Origin of the sequence: Streptacidiphilus jeojiense, assembly GCF_000719095.1 — a bacterium.
In the GTDB taxonomy this organism is placed as follows: domain Bacteria; phylum Actinomycetota; class Actinomycetes; order Streptomycetales; family Streptomycetaceae; genus Streptacidiphilus; species Streptacidiphilus jeojiensis.
Genome location: NZ_JOEH01000024.1, coordinates 38,176 through 57,120 on the forward strand (window position 1 = coordinate 38,176; position 18,945 = coordinate 57,120).

Genomic DNA, 18,945 nt, shown 5'->3' on the forward strand with positions numbered 1-18,945 from the left:
CCACGCCCACCGGTCCCGCCCACACGGCAGTGGACGGTCGGCGAGAACCCATCCGACATGACAGCTGAGGTGTGCAATGAAGCGCTCTGGGAGAAGTCTCGCGATCACCACCACGATTGCCGCCATGGCGATAACGCTGACCGCATGCGGCAGCGGCAGTACGTCGGCGGTGTCCAGCGACGGAACCGTGACCATCCATGTGCAGGGCTGGAAGGGCGGCGGCTCGGAGCCGGCCAACGTCGCGGCGATCAACAAGGCGTTCGAGGCAGCGAACCCCAAGATCAAGGTCGACTACGAGTACATCACCGCCAACGACACCTACCTGCAGAAGCTCAACCCCGAGCTGCTCGGCGGCAAGGCGGGCGACGTCATCATGGTGGACACCACCAAGATGAAGACCTGGGGCGCTTCCGGCTACCTCGCCGACCTGTCCAACGAGTCCTGGGCCGCGAACATCGCCTCCGACGCCAAGCCCTTCGCGACCACCGGCGGCAAGACCCTCGCCATGCCGATGGAGCTCATCGGCATCGGCCTGTACGCCAACATGAGCCTGCTCAAGAAGGTCGGCATCACCGAGTCCCCCAGCGACTGGCCGACCTTCCTCGCCGACCTCGCCAAGCTCAAGGCCGCCGGCATCAACCCCATCTCGCTGCCCGACAAGAGCGCCTGGACCGGCAGCTCCGTCTTCCAGGCCGCCGGATCGACCCTGGTCTACCAGGCGAACAAGACCTGGGACGCCGACTTCCTGGCCGGCAAGGCCTCCTTCGACCCCGACTGGAAGGCCTCGCTCGAGCAGTTGAAGACCCTGGAGGACAAGGGCTACGTCAACTGGAAGAACGAGCTCGGCATCGACGAGTGGTCCCAGGGCGCCATCGACTTCAGCGCCGGCAAGAGCGCCTTCTGGTACCAGGGCGCCTGGCAGGTCTCCAGCACCGAGAAGGCCGGTTTCCCGATCTCCTTCACCGCCTGGCCGGCCGGCGCCGCCGGCACCAAGCCCAACGACATGCTGTTCTCCGGCACCATGTGGGCCGTCAACGCCGCCTCCAAGCAGAGCGCCGCCGCCCGCAAGTACGTCGAGTTCTGGTCGCAGAGCGCCAACCTCTCCCAGTACCTGACGGCCGAGAACGCCGAGTCCCCCTTCACCGGCGGCACCACCCCGGAGAACACCTCCACCGCTGCGTTCACCGCCGCGTTCAAGGAGGGCCGCTACCGCATCCTGCCCTCCGACTCCTGGTACGCCTCGACCAGCGAGAACACCACCGGCGCCAAGATCCAGGCGTACCTGGGCGGTTCGGCCTCCGAGGAGCAGACCCTCAAGGACATCCAGACCGCGGCCAACGCGAAGTAACCAGGCCCGTCCCTGGTCAAGCCGCGGCGGGGCGAGGCTTCCCGCCTCCGTTCCGCCCCCGCCCGGCTCTCCAGGCAGAAGGAGGACCCACCGTGTTCCACCGACGGCGCGCCACCATGGCCGCCTTCCTGCTCCCGGCGATCGTCGTCTACGGCCTGTTCATGCTCTATCCGCTGGCCCGCGGTCTCTATCTGAGCATGACCGACAGTCTTGGCGGCCCGATGGCCGACTTCGTCGGCGCCAAGAACTACCAGACCATGGCCAGTGACTCCGAAGTCGTCGCCGCGCTGTGGCACACGGTGCTGTACGCCGTGGTCGTCGTGGTCGCCCAGAACGCCCTCGGACTGCTGTTCGCGAGCATGTTGTTCCGCCGCGCCAGGGTCCGCAAGCTGCTCAGCGTCGTGCTGCTCACCCCGACGTTGATATCCCCGGTCATGGCCGCCTTCATCTGGACCTACCTGTTCGCCCCCGACGGCGGCATCAACGGACTCCTGGACGCGGTGGGCCTGCACAGCCTCGACCACGTCTGGCTCGGCGACACCTCCACCGCGCTCTACTCGGTGGCCGCCGTCAACATCTGGATGTTCACCGGCTACTCCTGTGCGATCTTCCTCGCCAGCTACATGAGCATGCCCGCCGAGCTCCTGGAAGCCGCCGCCCTGGACGGCGCGACCGGCTGGCGGCGCTTCACCAGCATCGAGTGGCCGCTGCTCGCGCCGGCCCTCACCGTCAATGTGACGCTCAGTCTGATCGGCTCGCTCAAGGTCTTCGAGTTCCCCCTGGTACTCACCAACGGCGGCCCGGCCGGATCCACCGAGACGCTGACGCTGCTGGTGTACCGCAATGTCTTCGGCGGCGGAAAGTTCGCCTACGGCGTCGCCCTGTCGGTACTGCTGCTGGTGACCGTGGTGGTCCTGTCGAGCGCCACCTCCTCCCTGCTCCGGCTCCGCGAGCGACGAATCTGACCACGGGAAGCTGACGGAACCGCCACCATGACTGCATACCCCCGACAGCTGCGCCGCCTCGCCCACGGGCTCGGCACCGTCCTGCTGTGCCTCGGCACGCTGCTGTTCGTCCTGCCCTTCCTCTTCACCGTCGCCACCTCGCTGCGCACCGCCGCCGACGTGGCCCGCTCCCCGCTGGGCCTGCCGCACACCTTCACGCTGAAGAACTTCTCCGCCGCCTTCAGCCAGATCCAGTACGGCACCAGCACCCTCAACACCCTGCTGATCACCAGCCTGTCCTGCGTCGCCGTCACCGCCGTCGGCTCGCTCGCCGCCTACCCGCTGGCCCGGATCACCCAGGGCTGGTCCACCGCCGTGTACCGGCTGTTCATCCTCGGCACGTCCGTCCCCGTGTTCGTCGTCATCGCACCGCTCTACCTGCTGATGCGCGACATGAACCTGCTCGACAGCTACGCCGGGATCATCCTCATCTACACCGCGCTGAACCTGCCGGTCGCGGTCTTCTTCTACACCAGCTTCATCCGTTCCATTCCGCCCGAACTGGAGGAAGCGGCCGCCATCGACGGCTGCGGAGCCTTCCGCACCTTCTTCACCATCATCCTGCCGCTGCTCCGCCCGGTCACCAGCACCCTGCTGACCTTCGTCTCCCTGCAGATCTGGAACGACCTGCTGGTCCCCCTGGTGTTCCTGCAGGACCCCGGCAAGCGCACGGTCATGGTCAACGCCTACTCGCTGATCGATCCGCACACCGTGCAGCCGACCACCCTGTTCCCCGCCGCGCTGCTCGGCGTCCTGCCGCTGCTGGTGATCTTCATCTTCTTCCAGCGCCAGGTGGTCGCCGGCATGTCCGCCGGGGCGGTCAAGTGAGGCACCCGGCCACGCCCCGCTGACACCGAAACGCGCACCGCCGCGCACCGCCGCGCACCGAAACGCACCGCACCGCACGACGACTCCGCCGTCCCCAGGGCACCGCCATGCCCGGACGCCCCTCCGAAGGGCCCCAGCACCCATGTACGTGGTCTCCTACTTCACCGACGCCGACGAGGCGCTCCATCTGGCCTACAGCCACGACGGCCAGGCGTTCGCGACGGTGAACGGCGGCCGCCCCGTGCTCCGGGGCACCGTCGGCACCGGCCGACTGCGCGACCCCTTCATCGGCGTCGGCCCGGACGGCCTGTTCCACCTGCTCGCCACCGACGGCTGGACCAGCCCGCTGATCGTCCACGCCAGCTCGGCCGACCTGGTCGACTGGTCCGCCCAGGAACTCCTGCCGGTGATGGCGGGCGTCGAAGGCGCCCTCAACGCCTGGGCCCCCGAGTTCTTCCTGGACCGGGCGACCGGCCTCTACCACCTCATCTGGTCCTCCGTCGTCGAAGCCGGCGGCAGCGCCGAAGGCCGCGACTTCGAGCACAACACCCAGAACCACCGCATCTGGCACTGCACCACCCGCGACTTCGCCTCCTTCTCCGCCCCCGGCCTCTTCTTCGACCCCGGGCACTCCGTCATCGACGCCACCGTCCGGGCCCTGGACGGCGGCGGCTTCCTGATGGCCTACAAGGACGAACGCGGCACCAACGACCTGCACACCGCCCACAAGAACATCCACCTGACCACCTTCACCATCCCCGGCGGCCCCTACACCGCCTCCGCCGGACCGGTCACCCCCTCCGTGGTCGAGGGGCCCTCCATCTTCCGTCGCGGCGAGGAGATGGTGATGATCTTCGACCACTACCTCGAAGGCAGCTACGGAGCCTCCCGCAGCCGCGACGGACTCGCCTGGGAACGCGTCCCCCTGGACCTCCCCCCCGGCATGCGCCACGCCTCCGTCCTCAAGACCGCCCATCTGCCCGCGCTCTCCGCGCTCTCCGCGGGCTAGGCCGGACGGACGGAGTCAGGGGCGCCCACCGTGCGACCCGCGGCGCATCCCGTGCCGTCGGGGACACCCCACCACCCAAGGAGCGTCGCGATGAAGCGTCGCAGCACGACCCGTCCGGCCCGCCGGACCTCCGTGATCCTCCCGCTGCTCGCCGCCCTGGCGGGAGCGCTGCTGGTCCCCCTCACCGCCACCAGCGCCTCGGCGGCCGGTACCGGCTACTACGTCGACTGCTCGGCGACCACCGACGGCACCGGAACCGCCGCCAGTCCGTGGAACGCCCTGAGCGACGTCAACGCCGTCACCTTCACCGCCGGCGACAGCATCCAGTTCAAGGCCGGCACCACCTGCACCGGCCAGCTCGCCCCCGGCGGCTCCGGAGCCTCCGGCAGCAACATCACCATCACCTCCTACGGCAGCGGCGCCAAGCCGGTGATCGACGCCGCCGGGGCCACCGGCCCCGTCATCCACCTGCTCAACCAGCAGTACTGGGACATCGGCGGCCTGGAGCTCAGCAACTCCGCCTCGACCCCGGCCTACCGCTCCGGCGTGCTGGCCGAGAACAGCTCGGGCGGCATCCTGCACCACATCCGGGTGCACGACATGTACATCCACAACATCAGCGGCTACGGCGGCGGCTGGTACTCCACCAACGCGGGCGTCGGCGTGCAGACCGACCACACCACCACCATCTCCACCTGGGACGACGTGGTCGTCGAGAACAACACCTTCGACCACGTCGACCGCATCGCGGTCGCGGTGACCCCGGACGCCGACGGCCAGGGCACCGGGCAGACCACCAACACCGTCATCCGCGGCAACACCATGACCTACGACGGCGCGGACGACATCCTGGTCGTCAAGAACGACGGCGCCCTCATCGACGGCAACAAGGCGGGCTACGGCGGCTCCGACTCCACCTGCCCGCCGTCCGGCAACTACTGCAACGGGGCCTCGGCCGGCATCTGGATGTCCGGCAGCAACAACACCGTGGTGCAGAACAACGAGGTGTACTGCCACGTCAACGGCGCCGACGGGACCGGGTTCGACGTGGACTGGGGCAATCACAACACCACCTTCCAGTACAACTACAGCCACCAGAACCTCGGCGGCTTCCTGCTGGTGATGCCTCCCTTCACCATCGCCAACGAGCCCACCTCGACGGTGGCCAGCGACGGCACCGTAGTGCGCTACAACATCAGCGAGAACGACGGCAGCAACTCCGGCTGCCCCACCTCCGGCACCCAGACCCACGGTGCGGGCGTGCTGCACTTCGTCGGCGGCGTCCCCAACCTGAGCACCAGCACCGTCGCCGTCCCGCAGTTCTACAACAACACCTTCTACGTCAGGGACGGCCTGAGCACCCCGGTCCTGTACTCCCGCTCCGGCACCTCCATCAGCGGCGCACTGTCCTTCCAGAACAACGCCGTCTTCAACTATGGCTCCGGCAACTACTTCACCACCACCGGCAGCTCCACCTACTCCAACAACCTGTTCTACGGCAACCACCCCTCCCGCGAACCCGCGGACGCCGCCAAGGTCACCGCCGACCCCGAGTTCCGCAACGCGGGGAACCTCAACACCGCCTCCGCCTACACCGGCAGGAGCGCCTACCAGGTCCACCCCTCCTCACCGGTGATCCGCGCCGGAGCCGTCATCAGCTCCAACGGCGGCCTCGACGCCTTCGGCAACACCGTCTCCGCCACCGCCGCGCCCAATATCGGCGCCGACAACGGCACCGGCGGCAACCTGCTCGGCAACGCCGGATTCGAGACCGGCGCGCTGACCCCGTGGACCCAGGCCAGCTCCGCTGCCGCCGGCGCCACCGCCGCCAATGCCCGCACCGGCAGCTACGCGCTGACCACCGCGGCCGCCGGCAGCGGCGCCAACCAGGCGCTCACCGGTCTGTCCCCCGCCACCACCTACCTGCTGACCGGCTGGGCCAAGGTCGCCACGGCGGGCGAGACCCTCGCCATCGGCGTCAAGGGCTTCGGCGGAACCGAGACCTACACCACCATCGCCACCACCGCCTACTCCCAGGCAGCGGTGCTGTTCACCACCGGCTCGACCAGCACCACCGCCACCGTCTACTGCTGGAAGAACTCCGGCGGCAGCGGCGCGGGCTACTGCGACGACCTCGCCGTCGAACAGCTCAGCTCGGCGACCAACGCCGTCACCAATCCCGGATTCGAGACCGCCGCGCTGACCCCCTGGGTCCAGAGCACCAGCACCACCTCCTCCGTCACCGCCGCCAACGCCCGCACCGGCAGCTACGCCCTGCAGACCGGCGTCAGCGCCAGCGGCGCCATCCAGACCGTCACCGGCCTCACCGCCGGCGGCAGTTACCTGCTCGCCGGCTGGGCCAAGGTCGCCACCTCGGGCGAACAGGTCGCGATCGGCGTCAAGTCCTTCGGCGGCACCGAGACCTACCTGCGGTCCTCCACCACCACCTACACCCAGCAGCCGGTCTTCTTCACCACCGGCAGCTCCACCACCTCGGCCGGCGTCTACTGCTACAAGAACACCGGCTCCGGCGCCGGCTACTGCGACGACTTCACCATGGTCAAGCTCCCCTGACCGTGTGTAGCCCGGGCCCGTCCGCCAACCGGACGGGCCCGGAGCTCAGGGCCACATCAGGCAGTACAGCTGTCTTACGGGAACTGCGCTGACCTGCGACGATACTGCCGACCCAACCACCGTATTACGGCGTGATACGATTTCATCATGGCGAAGACGAGGATCTCCATCAGCCTGGAACTCGACCAGGCCGAACGCATCAGGCTGGCCGCCGAGGAAGGTGGTCAGGACGTTTCTGCGTTCGTGGTTGCTGCCGCACTCACCGAGGCCGTGCGCCGGGAGCGTATCGCCGCATCCTTCGCGGATATCGACGCAGCCATCGCCGCTGCTGAAGCCGAGGCGGAGTCCTTGGACTGGACGTCAGCGAGCGACGCACCGACAGAGGAATCCGTTCGGATCAGGGAGCAGGTTGCGGCAGCCCGAGCCAGGGCGGCAGCCATCCGTTCCCGTCGGAACGCGGCATGAATTGGGGCTGCCCGACGTGTCCTGACGCCGATTCACTCGGTGACGTGGTGTACGACGCGGGGATGCTCATCGCGCTCGCTGATCCACGGGATCGGCGAGCCCGAGTACTCCACGCCGAGTACTGCCTGACGGGGCGTCCGGTAGTTCCTGCTCCAGTGGTCGCCCAGGCGTGGCGGGGAGGCGCCCGCACCGCCTACCTGGCGCGTGCCCTCAAGGACTGCGCGGTGGTGTGCTGCTACACCGAGGCGGAGTGGCGCAGGGTGGGTGAACTGATCGGCAGGGCGGATCTCAGCCCGAAGAAGAGGCCTGATCCAGTGGACGGCCTGGTCGCGCTCACGGCCGTGGAGATCGATGCGGCGATCGTCGCGACCTCGGACCAGGGCGACATCCAGGCGTACCTGGATCAGATCCACGGCAGCCAGGCGATCACGGTCCTCTGCGTCTGACCCGGTCACGTCTTCAAGGGGGGTCGGTGAGCTCCGTGATCAGCCGGAGCGGTGGGGACTGACCAAGCCTCATCCGCCGACTCCTTGGTCCGGCCGTACATGTGGAGGGGCTGGTGTTGGTCTTCCGCGATCTGGACGATACGGGCGTCGCCGGAGGCCTTCGCCTGCCGTTCGGTACGGTCGCCCGGAAGACGCCCCACTACCCTCGCTATCCTTCCGCGTGGTGCTGGTCGCCGCCGGTCTGGGTGATCTCCGTGATTCCGTCGGCGCTCGCCTCCTGATCTGCCTCGAGCGCTTCGCGATGCGCGGCATCGCCCCCTGAGCCGCCGGACTTGGTGTCGCTGTCACCCGCCACCTGGGCGATTCGACGCCTTCGCCCGTTGGATCACCCGTCGTCCTGCACCCGTGGCGCCGGGAACCTGCGGGTCTGCCGAGACGGTTGCAAACACGCTCAGCGCGAGCCCTGCGAAGGCGGCCAGCGCTGCGGGGACCCCGAGATAGGCGTTGGCCCGCTCCAGCCCAAGCAACCGGAACCCGAACACCTGGAGATTCTCAACCGCAGGATGCAGGCAGATTGCGCCGCTCACAGATGCCCCGCGAGGCGCTGCTCGAGTTCCTCGGGTGTGATGGTTTCGCTCCCCCAGGGCCCGGGCCTTGTGAAGCTTGCTGCTGGCGTTGTCTCCGGCGGCGACGACGAGGTGGACACCGCTGAACGGAGACGAATGCAACCCGAACTGCAACCCTCGGCCAGCCTCCCGGCGCCTGGGCTCGCGCATCGATCCGTTTCGTGGGACGGGTCTGATCGCCGCTCCGCGCTGGAGGGTGCCGAATCCTCGCTGCGAACCCGCCAGCCGTCATCCCACACCTCGGTGGAACAGGCGGTCCCAGAAATGGGTCGCGCTAATCACCGTGAGTGACGACCGACTTATCGAGGTACTGCTTCTTCAGGTCTTCGAACGTAGCGGATTCGGCTTCAGTGGCTCTGGCGGTGTTCACCTCTTGCAGTTCCTCCCCGCTGGGAGTAGTCACCTTGGTCCGGAACAGCCACGGGTGCCGACGGTGGCTCGCCTCACTCGCCGTCGTCTTGGAGTATCGGATCTTGCCTGTGAGCTTGTCGGTTTTACTGGTCAAGAGGATCACCTTGCTGCCTTCACGCCTACCCCGATGCCGCCGAGGGTGAGAGCGAGGATTAGAAGGAAGACTGAAATGGTTAGGAAGCGTTTCTTAGGCCCGATTGTGTACCAGGCATTGAAGTTGTAGATCGTGGCTACAGTCGTGAAAGCCATCATCTCACTGTCCCGCAAAGCTTTCCCAAGATGATGGGTCAAATCGGCCGGTGACAGTGAGTAGCTACGTAGAGGCAGGCGGTACTTTTTCAGCCTCTTCGGCTCGTCCTCTCTGAGTGTGTGGCCCGGTGCGACGAAGTCTGCTAGCGAGATGAGGATGACGAGGATGCCGATAGCCAGTGCGGCGAGCGCCGCCCCCTTCCAGTTAGGACAAGAGTCCAGATTGAGCCCGACCACCCCTAGAACAGATTCGAAGCCCAGCAGGGCGCCAGCGAAGGCGTTTAGGCCAGCGACGGATGTTGCCTGATGAGAGCGCTCTTGCATCGACAGGTCCACGAGTAGCCGTCGCGAAGGTTGAGGATCCTCGGGCGGGTCATCGGACGAGGTCGTCCAGTTCTTCCATACGAGTCGGCAGACGACGAGTCCGATGGGGACGCCCGCTACGTGCTTCATGCCCATAATCGATCGTCGCCTGTTCGGTCCAAGATCGCGCGGCGGCACGATCGCTTGAGCAGTTACCCGACGCGAACCTGCTCCCACCGATCTGAGCGCCATAGGCTACTGGCGCTAGGACTGCAGAAGGGCGAGACACTCGGACTGCGCTGATCTGACGTCTACCTGGGCAATGAGTCGACGGCCGGGAACCACAGGTCGCATTGCGCGAGCTCACCGGGCTGGTAGACCGTGCGAGAGACCGGGTTCACAGGAAGATGGGCGGTTGCAGCTCGCGCAGGATCGTCGGTCCGCGCTCCCAGCCGATCCGCTCCGCGATCGCGGTGACAAGCATCGTCGGAGTCGCCTCTGGAAGCTCTCGGACGGCCGGCTCGACCGCGTCGACTGCCGAGCCCTTCAGCGGACGCTGGTACTGCAGGAGCCGGTCCGAGGCCAGCGCCCGCAACGCCGTTTCCCTGGAGATCCCCAGCTGTCGGGCCACAGCCTGGTCCGACAACCTCTCAGCCCCCTGCAACCTGCGAATCTCAGCCTAGTCATCCACGTGGATCACCCTCTCTTCCTCCGATGTCGTGTCGGTTCCGGAGCGCGGAGGGCTTCAGAAGTCCAGGGCCTCCTCTTCCCAGTCGGCGTTCGCCGCGTCGGCAGTTGATTCCACCTTCTCCACGGCTGCGGGAGCAGCCGTAAGGGTCAACTGGAGGTCGAGCAGTTGGATGTCTCCGCCGATCTCCGGATCGACCAGGTCGAGTACTTCTTGGAGAAGATTGGCCACGGTGCGGCGGGCGTCCGTGGATGCCATGCTCCGGTTCGGGATCTCAAGCCGGTAGCGGTGGTATTCGGGAGGTGCGCTGACAGCTGGTTCCGTTGCAGAGGGCGGTCCCGCAGGGCGATTCGTGGGGCTATCGGCGCGGCCAGAGCCAGAGCCTGAGGCGTTGCTTGCCTCTCCTGCGGGACCAGAAGACGTGCCGGCGTCCAGTGGAGGTTTCGGAGAGCCGTCAGTCTTCGGCTGCGGTGCCCGGCGCAAGCGCAGTTCCATCGAGCCAATGGACAACTCATCTGGGGAGGAGATGTGTTGGGGCGAGCCCTCGCCGTCGATGACCTGAAAGGAGTCGGCTCCGGTCAGGGTCTGGTGTACGGCTCGCCGGATGTCGTCGACGGAGGGGACGAGGGGGAAGGCCGGGTTCTTGTAGAACTGTTGGCCTATTTCCTTCAGTGTCAGATCTCGGGCGATCTTGGACAGCAGGGTCTTCAGATAGGTGCCGGAGAGACGGCCGGGGTGTACGGCGCGGCTATGGTTGACCAGGGTGTCCCAGACGTGGCCGCCCTTGAGAGCGGTCTTGCCGTCGTCGTCGAATCGCTGCCATTCAACTTCGGTCTGATCGGTGCGGGTGAGGTAGGCGAAGTGCTGGAACGCCTTCTGAAGGTCATCGTCCACACGCTGGGTGGCGGCCCGCAGTTCGGCTTGGGCTTCTGGGCGCTTGTCGTCATCCTGGTCGAGTTGCGAGATGACCGAGCGCCAGGCGAGTACTTCTATGGCACGTTTGCGTACTGTGTCGCGCCGCTGGGTATTGACGCAGGCCACGACGCAGGAGGCACCATTGTCGACGGGTAGGGAATGGTCACCAACGCCGAGCAGCGCTGAGACCTCGGCTCGGGTGGGCGTATCCCGGCCGTTGTGCAGGGTCCAGCGGCTCGGATCTAGGACGACCAAGCGAGTCTTGCTGTTCTGGTCGACGTCGCTGAAGACTTGAGACAGGAGAGCGCCGGGGGTGTTCGCTACGGGGATGATCTGGTCGAAGGGGCCCTGACTACTGCGGGCGATCATCTTTGCTCTGTCCCACAGGTAGGCGTCGCGGTCGGATGCGGTGACGGAGCTCTTCGCCTGCTTGTAGAACATCCGTAGGGTCTGGGCGATGGCCAGATGGAATCGCGCGGTGCCGCGGCCGGAGGCGGAATCGGTCACCTCCAGGGCACCCAGGCCCTCATCATCACTGATGAGGAGGTTGAACACCTCTTCGGCGGAGTTGAACTCGATGCCTGGGCTGTAGACGCTGGCAAGGAGTTCCGGCTTAGTCGCTCCCCGCTTCGCCTGGTCTCGCGGCACCAGCGAGTAGCAGAACAGGGCGGTCGCCATCCGCAGGCTCGTCGACGGCTGTCCGGTGTCGATGCCGCGGTCCGCCAGGACGGTGTCGAGGGCGCGGGCGCGACCGCGTGTGCCGTCCTTGGTCGTGATGTCTGTTGCGGCAACCTGCCGAAATCCCTGGATGACGCGCTCATTGCCGTGCAGGAGACCGGAGGAAAGGATGTTCTCTATGGCGACGTGCAGGGGGAGGTCGCCCACCCCGATGAGCTCGGGCGTCCATCGGCCGGCTTGGTGTTCGCGGGCCCAGTAGTAGGCGGTGGCGGAGAATATCTCCACTGTGGAGCGGACTCGCTGGAAGCCCGCATGGCGCGACCAGTCGTCGCGGACCAAAGCCATGACGTCGGGGGAGAACGGATAGCTGGCAGCGAGACGCTCCGTCAGGCCGCCGAGGCCGCGCCGGGCGCCTAGCCGCTCGAAGACCTGCTCTGTCCACGCTGGCCCTGCATGCTCGGCCCAAGCCATGGCGACAGCTCTGACGGGTGTTGTGTCGGCGGGCTGGAAGAGGCGACGTCGGATGATCGCTGAGAAGTCCTGGGGCTCGGTAACGGAGTCGCCGATCCCGTTGCGCTCGATGCCGCTTGTCACGAAGGTACGAAGGCTCTCGGCTTCTGCCGGGTAGCCGCGGTCGTCGCGGTCGGAGCGGATCATCACGATTACGAAGGCCACCTGGGGGACCTCGTCGACGGCATCCATGAGGCTGTCCAGGAAGACCTTCTCGCCGGGCATCGTGGCAATGTGCTTCTTGTCCGCGAGGTCCAGGGCGTACTGCATCAATTCGTCGAGAAGGATTAGCACCGGTCCGTGAACTGCCTCCAGGGCTCGGGCCAGTGCTGCCTTGTTTGAACCCTCGGCGAGGTGGTGCGCGTAACGGTCTCGATCGCCTCTGAACAGGGACCATAGGAACCGCTCGAACAAGGTGGTTGCTGGGCCGAATTCCGGGCTGGTCGCCCCTGGGGTCATATTGTCGGCGGACAGAACCACCACCCGCGCGCCGTCCAGATCCAGCGGCGCACCGTTCTGCTCGCCTTCACGGAGCACCCGCTGGCCCAGTTCGGTCGCCAAAAAGGCATGGGAGCTGTTGGCCAGGTGATACAGGCCGACCAGTGCGTGGCTCTTGCCACCGCCCATTCCCTGGTCGAGGTGGAACAGGGCCTTCCCGCCGCGGGTCCGGGTACCGAGCCGCCTGGCGACGGTGCTCATGAACTGCACGAGTCTGGGAGTCGGCTCGGTGATCTCCGCGTAGTACACGGGATCGGTGTACGGAACGTTTCGATCGGTGTAGACAGCGCTGTACAGAGACATCTGCAGATCAGCGATCTGCCCGTCCGCGTCCGTTATCTCGGGCCGCAGGGTGAGCACGTCGGCCCAGTGGGGGTACGCAGTGGTCATCGGGCGTCCTCAACGTCGAACAGGGTCGGGTGCCGGTCGGTGTCTCGGCGCGTGAGTGATCCGGCCAGGCCGCGGGCGATGTTCTTGATGGTGCCGGTATTGCGCTGCAGGGCCACGAGCGCCTTCGCGATGGTGTCGCTGGCAGGTAGTTGGGCGGCCATGTCTCCGATCACCGCCCACAGGTGCTCGTCATCGACAGGGCGCTCCCACTGGGCGAGTACCAGAGATGCGGCCTCGGTGCCCCCAGAGATGTACGCGCCGGCGAGAGCTCGGGCGACGTCGAACTCGGCACTGCCGGGGCCGACCGACGCGGGAGGGTCTAACATCAGGCGGAAACCCTTGCCTGATTCCGCAAGGAGGTTGCCGCGGACGTTCTCCAGTCGCAGCCCGTCGACTTGAGCAAGGAAGATGGCCTCCCCCTTGGCAACGACGGTGCGCCCGTGGACTCTCATCCAGAACACAGCGAAGCGGGTGATCGCGTCGAAGGTCTCGATGGGAATTCGGTCCAGTCGCAGCGCGGTCGCTTCGCGGACGCAGCGTCGGGCCAAGGTCAAGTAACGCTCCAGTGGTGCTGACTCGCCGTCTGGCTGAATGACGCTGGAATACCGGCCATAGACCTCCATAGCGGGTCCGTAGGCGGCCATCATCTGGTCTGCCAGCGCAAGGCCGTCCTGGGTCCAGTTGCGGACCTGGGGCCGGATTGCGTCGGCGATCTCCCTGTCGACCTGCGCGGCGGTGGCAGCCTCACGGTCAGCGGGGGCCACGCGGCAACCGATCGTGATGGTGACCTTGACCGAGGCCACCTTGGTGTTGGCTGACTCGGTCCGACTCGGCCAGGAACTGGTGACCACGAAGCCGGCGTCATGGAGAGCCGCGAGCAGGCGCTTCCATGCGTCGGGATCGGAGTGGCCGAAGACGACGACCAAGTGCCCGTCGGGTCGCAGTACCCGGCGGCTTTCTAGGAAGGCGGCAGACAGCGACGCCTCGTAGAAGTCCTGGTCATGTCGTACGCGCCCAGGCTCGTGCACCCGACGGACGATGATCTCGTCGTCCTTGTTCTGTAGGCCATCGTTGGTGCGCAGCACCTTCGGCCCGAAGAGGTCCGGTTCGATGTCGAACAGGACGCGCTTGAGCCAGACATACATGAGGTCGGAGGCGTCCGCGTATTCAATCATGTCGTAGTACGGAGGGTCGGTGACCACTGCGTCGACGCTTGCGTCGCGGTAGGGCAGGCGCATTGCGTTCGCCTGGCGGAAGCGGGCCGGTGAGCCGCGTAGGCCGCGTATGTGCGCCTCGTATGGCCCCAGGCCCGTTTTCACCAGAGAGGTCCAGGTTCCCGGTCCGTTTCCGGGGCCAGTCTCCACCCAGTCGAACTGGAACTTCAATTTCGCCTCGTTGGCGAACAGATCGGAGACCTTACTGCCGTTGTGCTCGGTGCCGTCGCTCTTTCCCACTGTCTGGACAGCGCAGCCGCGGGTTGAGTAGCGGAGTCGTCGAGCGAGGGTCGCTGCGGCGAAGGCTGTGAGGGCTTGGGCGTACTGCGGTGAGATTCCGGCCGACAACGCGTCGTGATGGCAGGAACGTATGGAGCGGACCAATTCGGTGAACTGCAGGGCCTGTCGAGCATTCATCAGTTCACCGAAGCTGCGGTAGCCATACCCGCTGGCCATGACGGTGTGCACATTGCCTGCGGCGATCACCTCGTTCGGAACGGCGCTCAGTGCATCCTCAGCCTTGAGACCAGAGAGGTCCACCGCAATAGCGGCCTTGCGTTCGACTGGGCGAGGAGTCCGAAAGATGCGTTTGGCCTCCCCCTGAGTGTCGATGGCTACCAGCAGCTCGTCGCGGTACTCGCCTGCGATGCCCTTCGCCTTAACAGTCTCCGCGCTATGGACCTGCTGGCAGAACGGACAGCGGGCGCTCTTGCCCTTCCGCTTCCTGCCGTCGCCCAGATCGGTGGAGGAGTAGGTCGGGGCTTGTTCAGGGGGACCGTCGATCACTTCGACGTGCCAGGTGGCGTCGTGGGTAATCAGCCGTAGCGACTGGCCGATGTCGTTGGTTCGGTTGTACGGGTGACGCAGGACGAAGCTACCCAGGAGCGGGAAGCGGTTAGTGCAGCCGTCGCAGGGAATACTGATGGACCACAGGTAGCCCCAAGGCAGCGACCCGTCGGGGTTACGGGGATAGTGCGGAGCAACGGCGATCTGTGTACGCCTGCCGATCTCGGCCAGGAACACTTCGAGATCCGCGACTAGCCGGGGAGGAGCGCCCTGTTCGAACAGGGCATTGTGCTGTTCTGGCAGGTCTGTCTCTCGCCACGGCAGGGTTGGTTCGGCAGACCAATCCCGCAACGGGTAGTCCGCCAAGACTCGACCGGCGAGCGTGGCTACGGGACTCAGATCCAAGCCGACGGCCTGGGCACCGAGCCGGGCCGCTTCCAGGGAAATAATGCCGCGCCCGGAGAAAATGTCCAGGACTACGGGCCGCCCGTCGGGGTAACGCTCGCTGATCCTGGCGGCGGTCTCAGCTAGGGCAACAGGATCGCCGCGCACCGCCCCGTCGACCAGCTGCCGAACGCTTGCACTGTCCGGTAACAGCGCCGCGGCCACAGCCGCCCGGGCCTGGGCGATGGGGCGTGAGGCGAACCAGGTGAAGATTGATTTTTCCACCTGGCCGGATCCTGTTCGGTTGCCGCACGCCTCATCGACAGCCGCGCACGGGAACCAACTGTCTATGAGAGTGCGGCCTGCGTCGGTGGTCAACGGTTCTCCATAAGGCGCCGAAGCTGAGAGACGGGAATCTTGAAGCGCTCGATGCGCCGAGGGCCTGCCAGTGTTCCGGCCGGGTCCTGGCAGCGGATGACCACGGTGGGCCGGGAAGCACACTGCAAGACCACGTACAGCCAGTAGTCCGGCCCGCGCTGTTGCGCTTGGGCCCATTCGTGTTGCTCGAAGAAGACCGGCCGGATCCCGGCGACGAAGCCCTTTACCTCGATCAAGCGCTGGTCGGTGGTCCCAGGTCGGCGAGCGAGCAGGTCATAGCCGAGCCCTGCGGTCTGCCGGTCGTCGACGACCCAGCCGAGCCCTTCAAGTTCGGTGACCACCTTGGCGATCGCGACCTTCTCGGAGTCCGGGTCGTGTCCCAGCTCGTCGACCCGTGCCCCGCCGCTGACTTGGACCCATCCCAGCGGAGTGGGAGAGGTGTGAGTGATGTTGTCGAACAGAGCGAAGTGGGAGAGCCTGTCCGCCTTCTCAGCGGCGAATTGCTCGAGCCTGCTGCGTCTGACGTCCGCGTCCAGAGTCCTGACCTGGCGTTTGAGTCGGCGTTCGACATCGCCGAGTTCGTCCCGGCTCTTCGCAGTCACGGCTCGTTGCAGGCGCTGCATCTCGGAGCTTTCCGCCTGGACCGCTTTGCGGGCGGCGGAGTCGGCCTCGACCCGTGCGGCGGGTACGGGTGGCTTCGAGGGGTCGGCGACAGGGCTGAGGTTCATGACCGATTCCCAAGCGGTGGCAAATGCGCCCGCACCGGAATAGCGGATGAGAAACGGCACAGTGCGGCGGATGCGGCGGATACCGTTGTGATGCTCCAGTTCGGCTGCGTAGACGAACAGGGTGTAGCCGGTCAGGGAGGACAGGTCCACGGCTGCGGCACCTGCGAGCAGGTCCCCTTCGCAGTGTTGAACGGCTCGTTCGACCAGTTCTTGGAACGAGTCTTCGGTGGGTCCCAGGACGATGACGTCCTCGGCCCGACGGAACTGCTCCTCCTGGGCCTTGGCGACCGTTGCGGAGTCGGCGGCGATCAGACATTCCTGGAGGCCACCGAAGGAGGCGGGGAGGTGAGTGAGGCCGGAACGCAGGACCCGTATCCCGGGTGTGGGTCCCGTCGACACACTCCAGCCCTCGACGTGAGCAGCCTGGTCGACGAAGGCGGACACGATGACCGGGTTGATTGCTTGAAGGCGGTCGCTGGCGAACCTTTGCATCGCCTCGCCGTGGTCAACGGGGGTCTTGAACCGGTCTTCCTCGGCGACTATGTCCTTGGCACGGGCGACGAGGGTAGCGGTGTCAGGCACGGTCGCGAGGACCTCACCGACCGCCGCCGGATCCCGGTGTGCTGCGGCCATAGCCGCGCCGAAGTTAAATCCAGTCCGGTCGACCGTGGCATCGAGCAGGTCGTACAGGCGCCCCCGCAGCGATGCCGATGCAGCTGTGAGGTTGTCCAGGATGACCTGTTGGACCCGCCCCTCGCGGGTCTCGGGAGCCACCAGGTGGTAGACGAAAACCTCGTTCTGCTGGCCGATGCGGTGCAGTCGACCGGCGCGCTGTTCGAGCCGTACCAAGCTCCAGGGGATGTCCCAGTCGATCATGACGTGCGCGGACTGCAGGTCGATCCCCTCGCCGCCCGCGTCGGTCGACACGAGGACCTGGAATCGGTCCTTGAGGAACCTGGCCTGTAACTCCTCGCGGCCGGACTGGTCCACACTTCCGTCCAGCACCTCGGTACTGAATCCTTCTGCGCGGAAGACGCCGGCCAACCATCGGGCAGTGTCGGTGAACTCGGTGAAGACCAGCAATTGGCCGCTGCCAGGACTGATTTGGTGCTCCTGCATGATTTCGCGCGCCGCCTGCCACTTGGTGGCTTCGTCTCGCGATGTCAAGGCCCGCTCCAGTTGGCCGATGGCCACGGAGACTGCCTCCAGTTCAGCCCTGCGGTCGATACTGCGGGCCTGGAGTACGGCTTCTTCCGCGTCATGCCAAGCATCATCGGAATCGAGGGCGGCACGAGCCAGGTCGTTGTTCTCAAAGCCTTCGGGAGCGACTGGAGGCACCCGGCCGGCCTGTGAGCCGGACAGCGCGGCCCGTCGACGCCGTAGAGTTTCGAGAGCTGCTGTCACCGAGGAGGCAGCGCGTTTGCCGTAGATGGAACGGGCCAGCACCGAGTCGGAGGAGTACCAGGTCTCCACATAGCCCATGACCGCGTCGTAGGCATCGGACTCGGCTGGGGTTAGGAAGACGTGGTGGGTCTGGGCATATCGTGGGCGGAAGAGCAGTTCACCGTCCAGGCCCCTGAGGTCCTCTTTCATCCGCCGCAGGAAGTTGTTCGGCCCCGGGTGCATAGGGTGGTCATAGGTCTTCTCGGACGGATCCCACCGATAGATTGCTGGATCGAGCAAGTTCAGCAGCGCCCGGAAGAAGTTCTCCTTGCCTCGGTGCGGGGTCGCGGTTAGCAGGAGGAAGTGATGTGACACGTCGCCGAGTTGGCGCGCGGCGCTCAAGTGCTGGGAGGTTGGGGTCAGCCGGTGGGCCTCGTCGAAGACGGCTAATGACCAGGAGGCCCGGGAGCCGACCACCTTGCGGCGCACATCGGTGTTGTAAGTGAACAGGTCCAGCGAGACCACCCAGACGTCCACGTCCGCACGCAGGTCCAAGGGCTCACGGCCGATCTCGGCAGTGATCCGCTGCGCGTCGATGCCGAAGAATCGCTTCAGTTCTCCGATCCACTTGCCCACCAAGTGGGCCGGTACGACGATCACCGCCTTCCCGGGGATCAGTCCCTGTCGGCGACCCTCTGCCAGATACATTCCAGTCATCAGGGTCTTGCCGGTACCCGGCTCATCCGCCAGAAGGAACCGCAACCTGGGCTGCGGCAGCATCACGCTGAAGACCGCATCGTCCTGGTGGGCATACGGACGCAGCGGCCGTGTGGCCAGTACCGCTGACCGAATCCGGGGTATGGCCCATCGCATCCACTGCGCCCACACCGCAGTGATTGCACGTGCGCTGTCTCCACTCCCATCGGAGCTAGGTACCTTGCAGGCCGGTATGTCGGCGAAGAGCACGAACGCTTCGGCGAGCCCCCGCGTAGGCGACTTGATCACGCAGTTGAATCCTGTCCGTTCCTGGGACGCGGCGACAACGGTCACCAGTTCGCCGTCAATCAGGAGTCGGTCGTTCTTGTCAATCTCCACGTCAGCCCCCCGGCCTCCTTGTCATGGACGCGCGC

Annotated in this window: 14 protein-coding genes; 7 read left to right on the forward strand and 7 right to left on the reverse strand. The window is 66.1% G+C overall.

Translation table 11 applies throughout. The features are described from left to right. Positions 1 to 124: 124 nt before the first annotated feature. From IF29_RS0129190 to IF29_RS47975, 7 genes are all read left to right on the forward strand, one after another. Entirely contained in the window at positions 125 to 1,348 is a 1,224-nt protein-coding gene (locus IF29_RS0129190; RefSeq protein ID WP_232242643.1) for an ABC transporter substrate-binding protein, read from the forward strand. A 92-nt stretch (positions 1,349 to 1,440) separates the two neighbouring features. Continuing rightward, positions 1,441 to 2,313: a carbohydrate ABC transporter permease gene (locus tag IF29_RS0129195; protein WP_030261121.1), complete on the forward strand. Its 873-nt coding sequence runs from the start codon at positions 1,441 to 1,443 to the stop codon at positions 2,311 to 2,313. Positions 2,314 to 2,340: 27 nt separating this feature from the next. Beyond that, entirely contained in the window at positions 2,341 to 3,180 is an 840-nt protein-coding gene (locus tag IF29_RS0129200) for a carbohydrate ABC transporter permease (RefSeq protein ID WP_051726170.1), read from the forward strand. Positions 3,181 to 3,322: 142 nt separating this feature from the next. Continuing rightward, on the forward strand, positions 3,323 to 4,189 hold the full coding sequence (locus IF29_RS0129205) for a glycoside hydrolase family 43 protein (RefSeq protein WP_030261124.1): 867 nt from the start codon (positions 3,323 to 3,325) through the stop codon (positions 4,187 to 4,189). Positions 4,190 to 4,279: 90 nt separating this feature from the next. Next, a complete protein-coding gene (locus IF29_RS0129210) occupies positions 4,280 to 6,763 on the forward strand; it encodes a carbohydrate binding domain-containing protein (RefSeq protein WP_030261127.1) in 2,484 nt (827 codons plus the stop codon). A gap of 147 nt (positions 6,764 to 6,910) precedes the next feature. Then, on the forward strand, positions 6,911 to 7,228 hold the full coding sequence (locus IF29_RS43955; protein ID WP_051726171.1) for a hypothetical protein: 318 nt from the start codon (positions 6,911 to 6,913) through the stop codon (positions 7,226 to 7,228). Between the two features lie 155 nt (positions 7,229 to 7,383). Next, positions 7,384 to 7,674: a hypothetical protein gene (locus IF29_RS47975; RefSeq protein ID WP_051726172.1), complete on the forward strand. Its 291-nt coding sequence runs from the start codon at positions 7,384 to 7,386 to the stop codon at positions 7,672 to 7,674. 208 nt (positions 7,675 to 7,882) lie between these two features. Here the strand turns inward: IF29_RS47975 and IF29_RS46325 are convergent, their stop codons facing one another. From IF29_RS46325 to IF29_RS0129255, 7 genes are all read right to left on the reverse strand, one after another. Beyond that, positions 7,883 to 8,029, reverse strand: a complete 147-nt coding sequence (locus IF29_RS46325; RefSeq protein WP_157623978.1) for a hypothetical protein — start codon at positions 8,027 to 8,029, stop codon at positions 7,883 to 7,885. Positions 8,030 to 8,574: 545 nt separating this feature from the next. Next, positions 8,575 to 8,805, reverse strand: a complete 231-nt coding sequence (locus IF29_RS0129230; protein ID WP_157623979.1) for a hypothetical protein — start codon at positions 8,803 to 8,805, stop codon at positions 8,575 to 8,577. 5 nt (positions 8,806 to 8,810) lie between these two features. Then, positions 8,811 to 9,413: a hypothetical protein gene (locus tag IF29_RS0129235; RefSeq protein ID WP_157623980.1), complete on the reverse strand. Its 603-nt coding sequence runs from the start codon at positions 9,411 to 9,413 to the stop codon at positions 8,811 to 8,813. 247 nt (positions 9,414 to 9,660) lie between these two features. Beyond that, positions 9,661 to 9,894 (reverse strand): hypothetical protein, encoded by a 234-nt coding sequence (locus IF29_RS0129240; RefSeq protein ID WP_157623981.1) that lies wholly within the window; start codon positions 9,892 to 9,894, stop codon positions 9,661 to 9,663. Between the two features lie 114 nt (positions 9,895 to 10,008). After that, positions 10,009 to 12,942 carry a hypothetical protein gene (locus IF29_RS0129245; protein ID WP_030261137.1) on the reverse strand — a complete coding sequence of 978 codons (2,934 nt, stop codon included), beginning with the start codon at positions 12,940 to 12,942 and terminating at the stop codon, positions 10,009 to 10,011. Further along, positions 12,939 to 15,704, reverse strand: a complete 2,766-nt coding sequence (locus IF29_RS0129250; RefSeq protein ID WP_198037585.1) for a DUF1156 domain-containing protein — start codon at positions 15,702 to 15,704, stop codon at positions 12,939 to 12,941. The genes IF29_RS0129245 and IF29_RS0129250 overlap by 4 nt, the downstream gene beginning before the upstream one ends. Then, complete coding sequence (locus tag IF29_RS0129255; RefSeq protein WP_030261140.1) at positions 15,701 to 18,910, reverse strand: helicase-related protein; 3,210 nt, start codon at positions 18,908 to 18,910, stop codon at positions 15,701 to 15,703. Before IF29_RS0129255 ends, IF29_RS0129250 begins: the two co-directional genes overlap by 4 nt. Between the last annotated feature and the right edge of the window lie 35 nt (positions 18,911 to 18,945).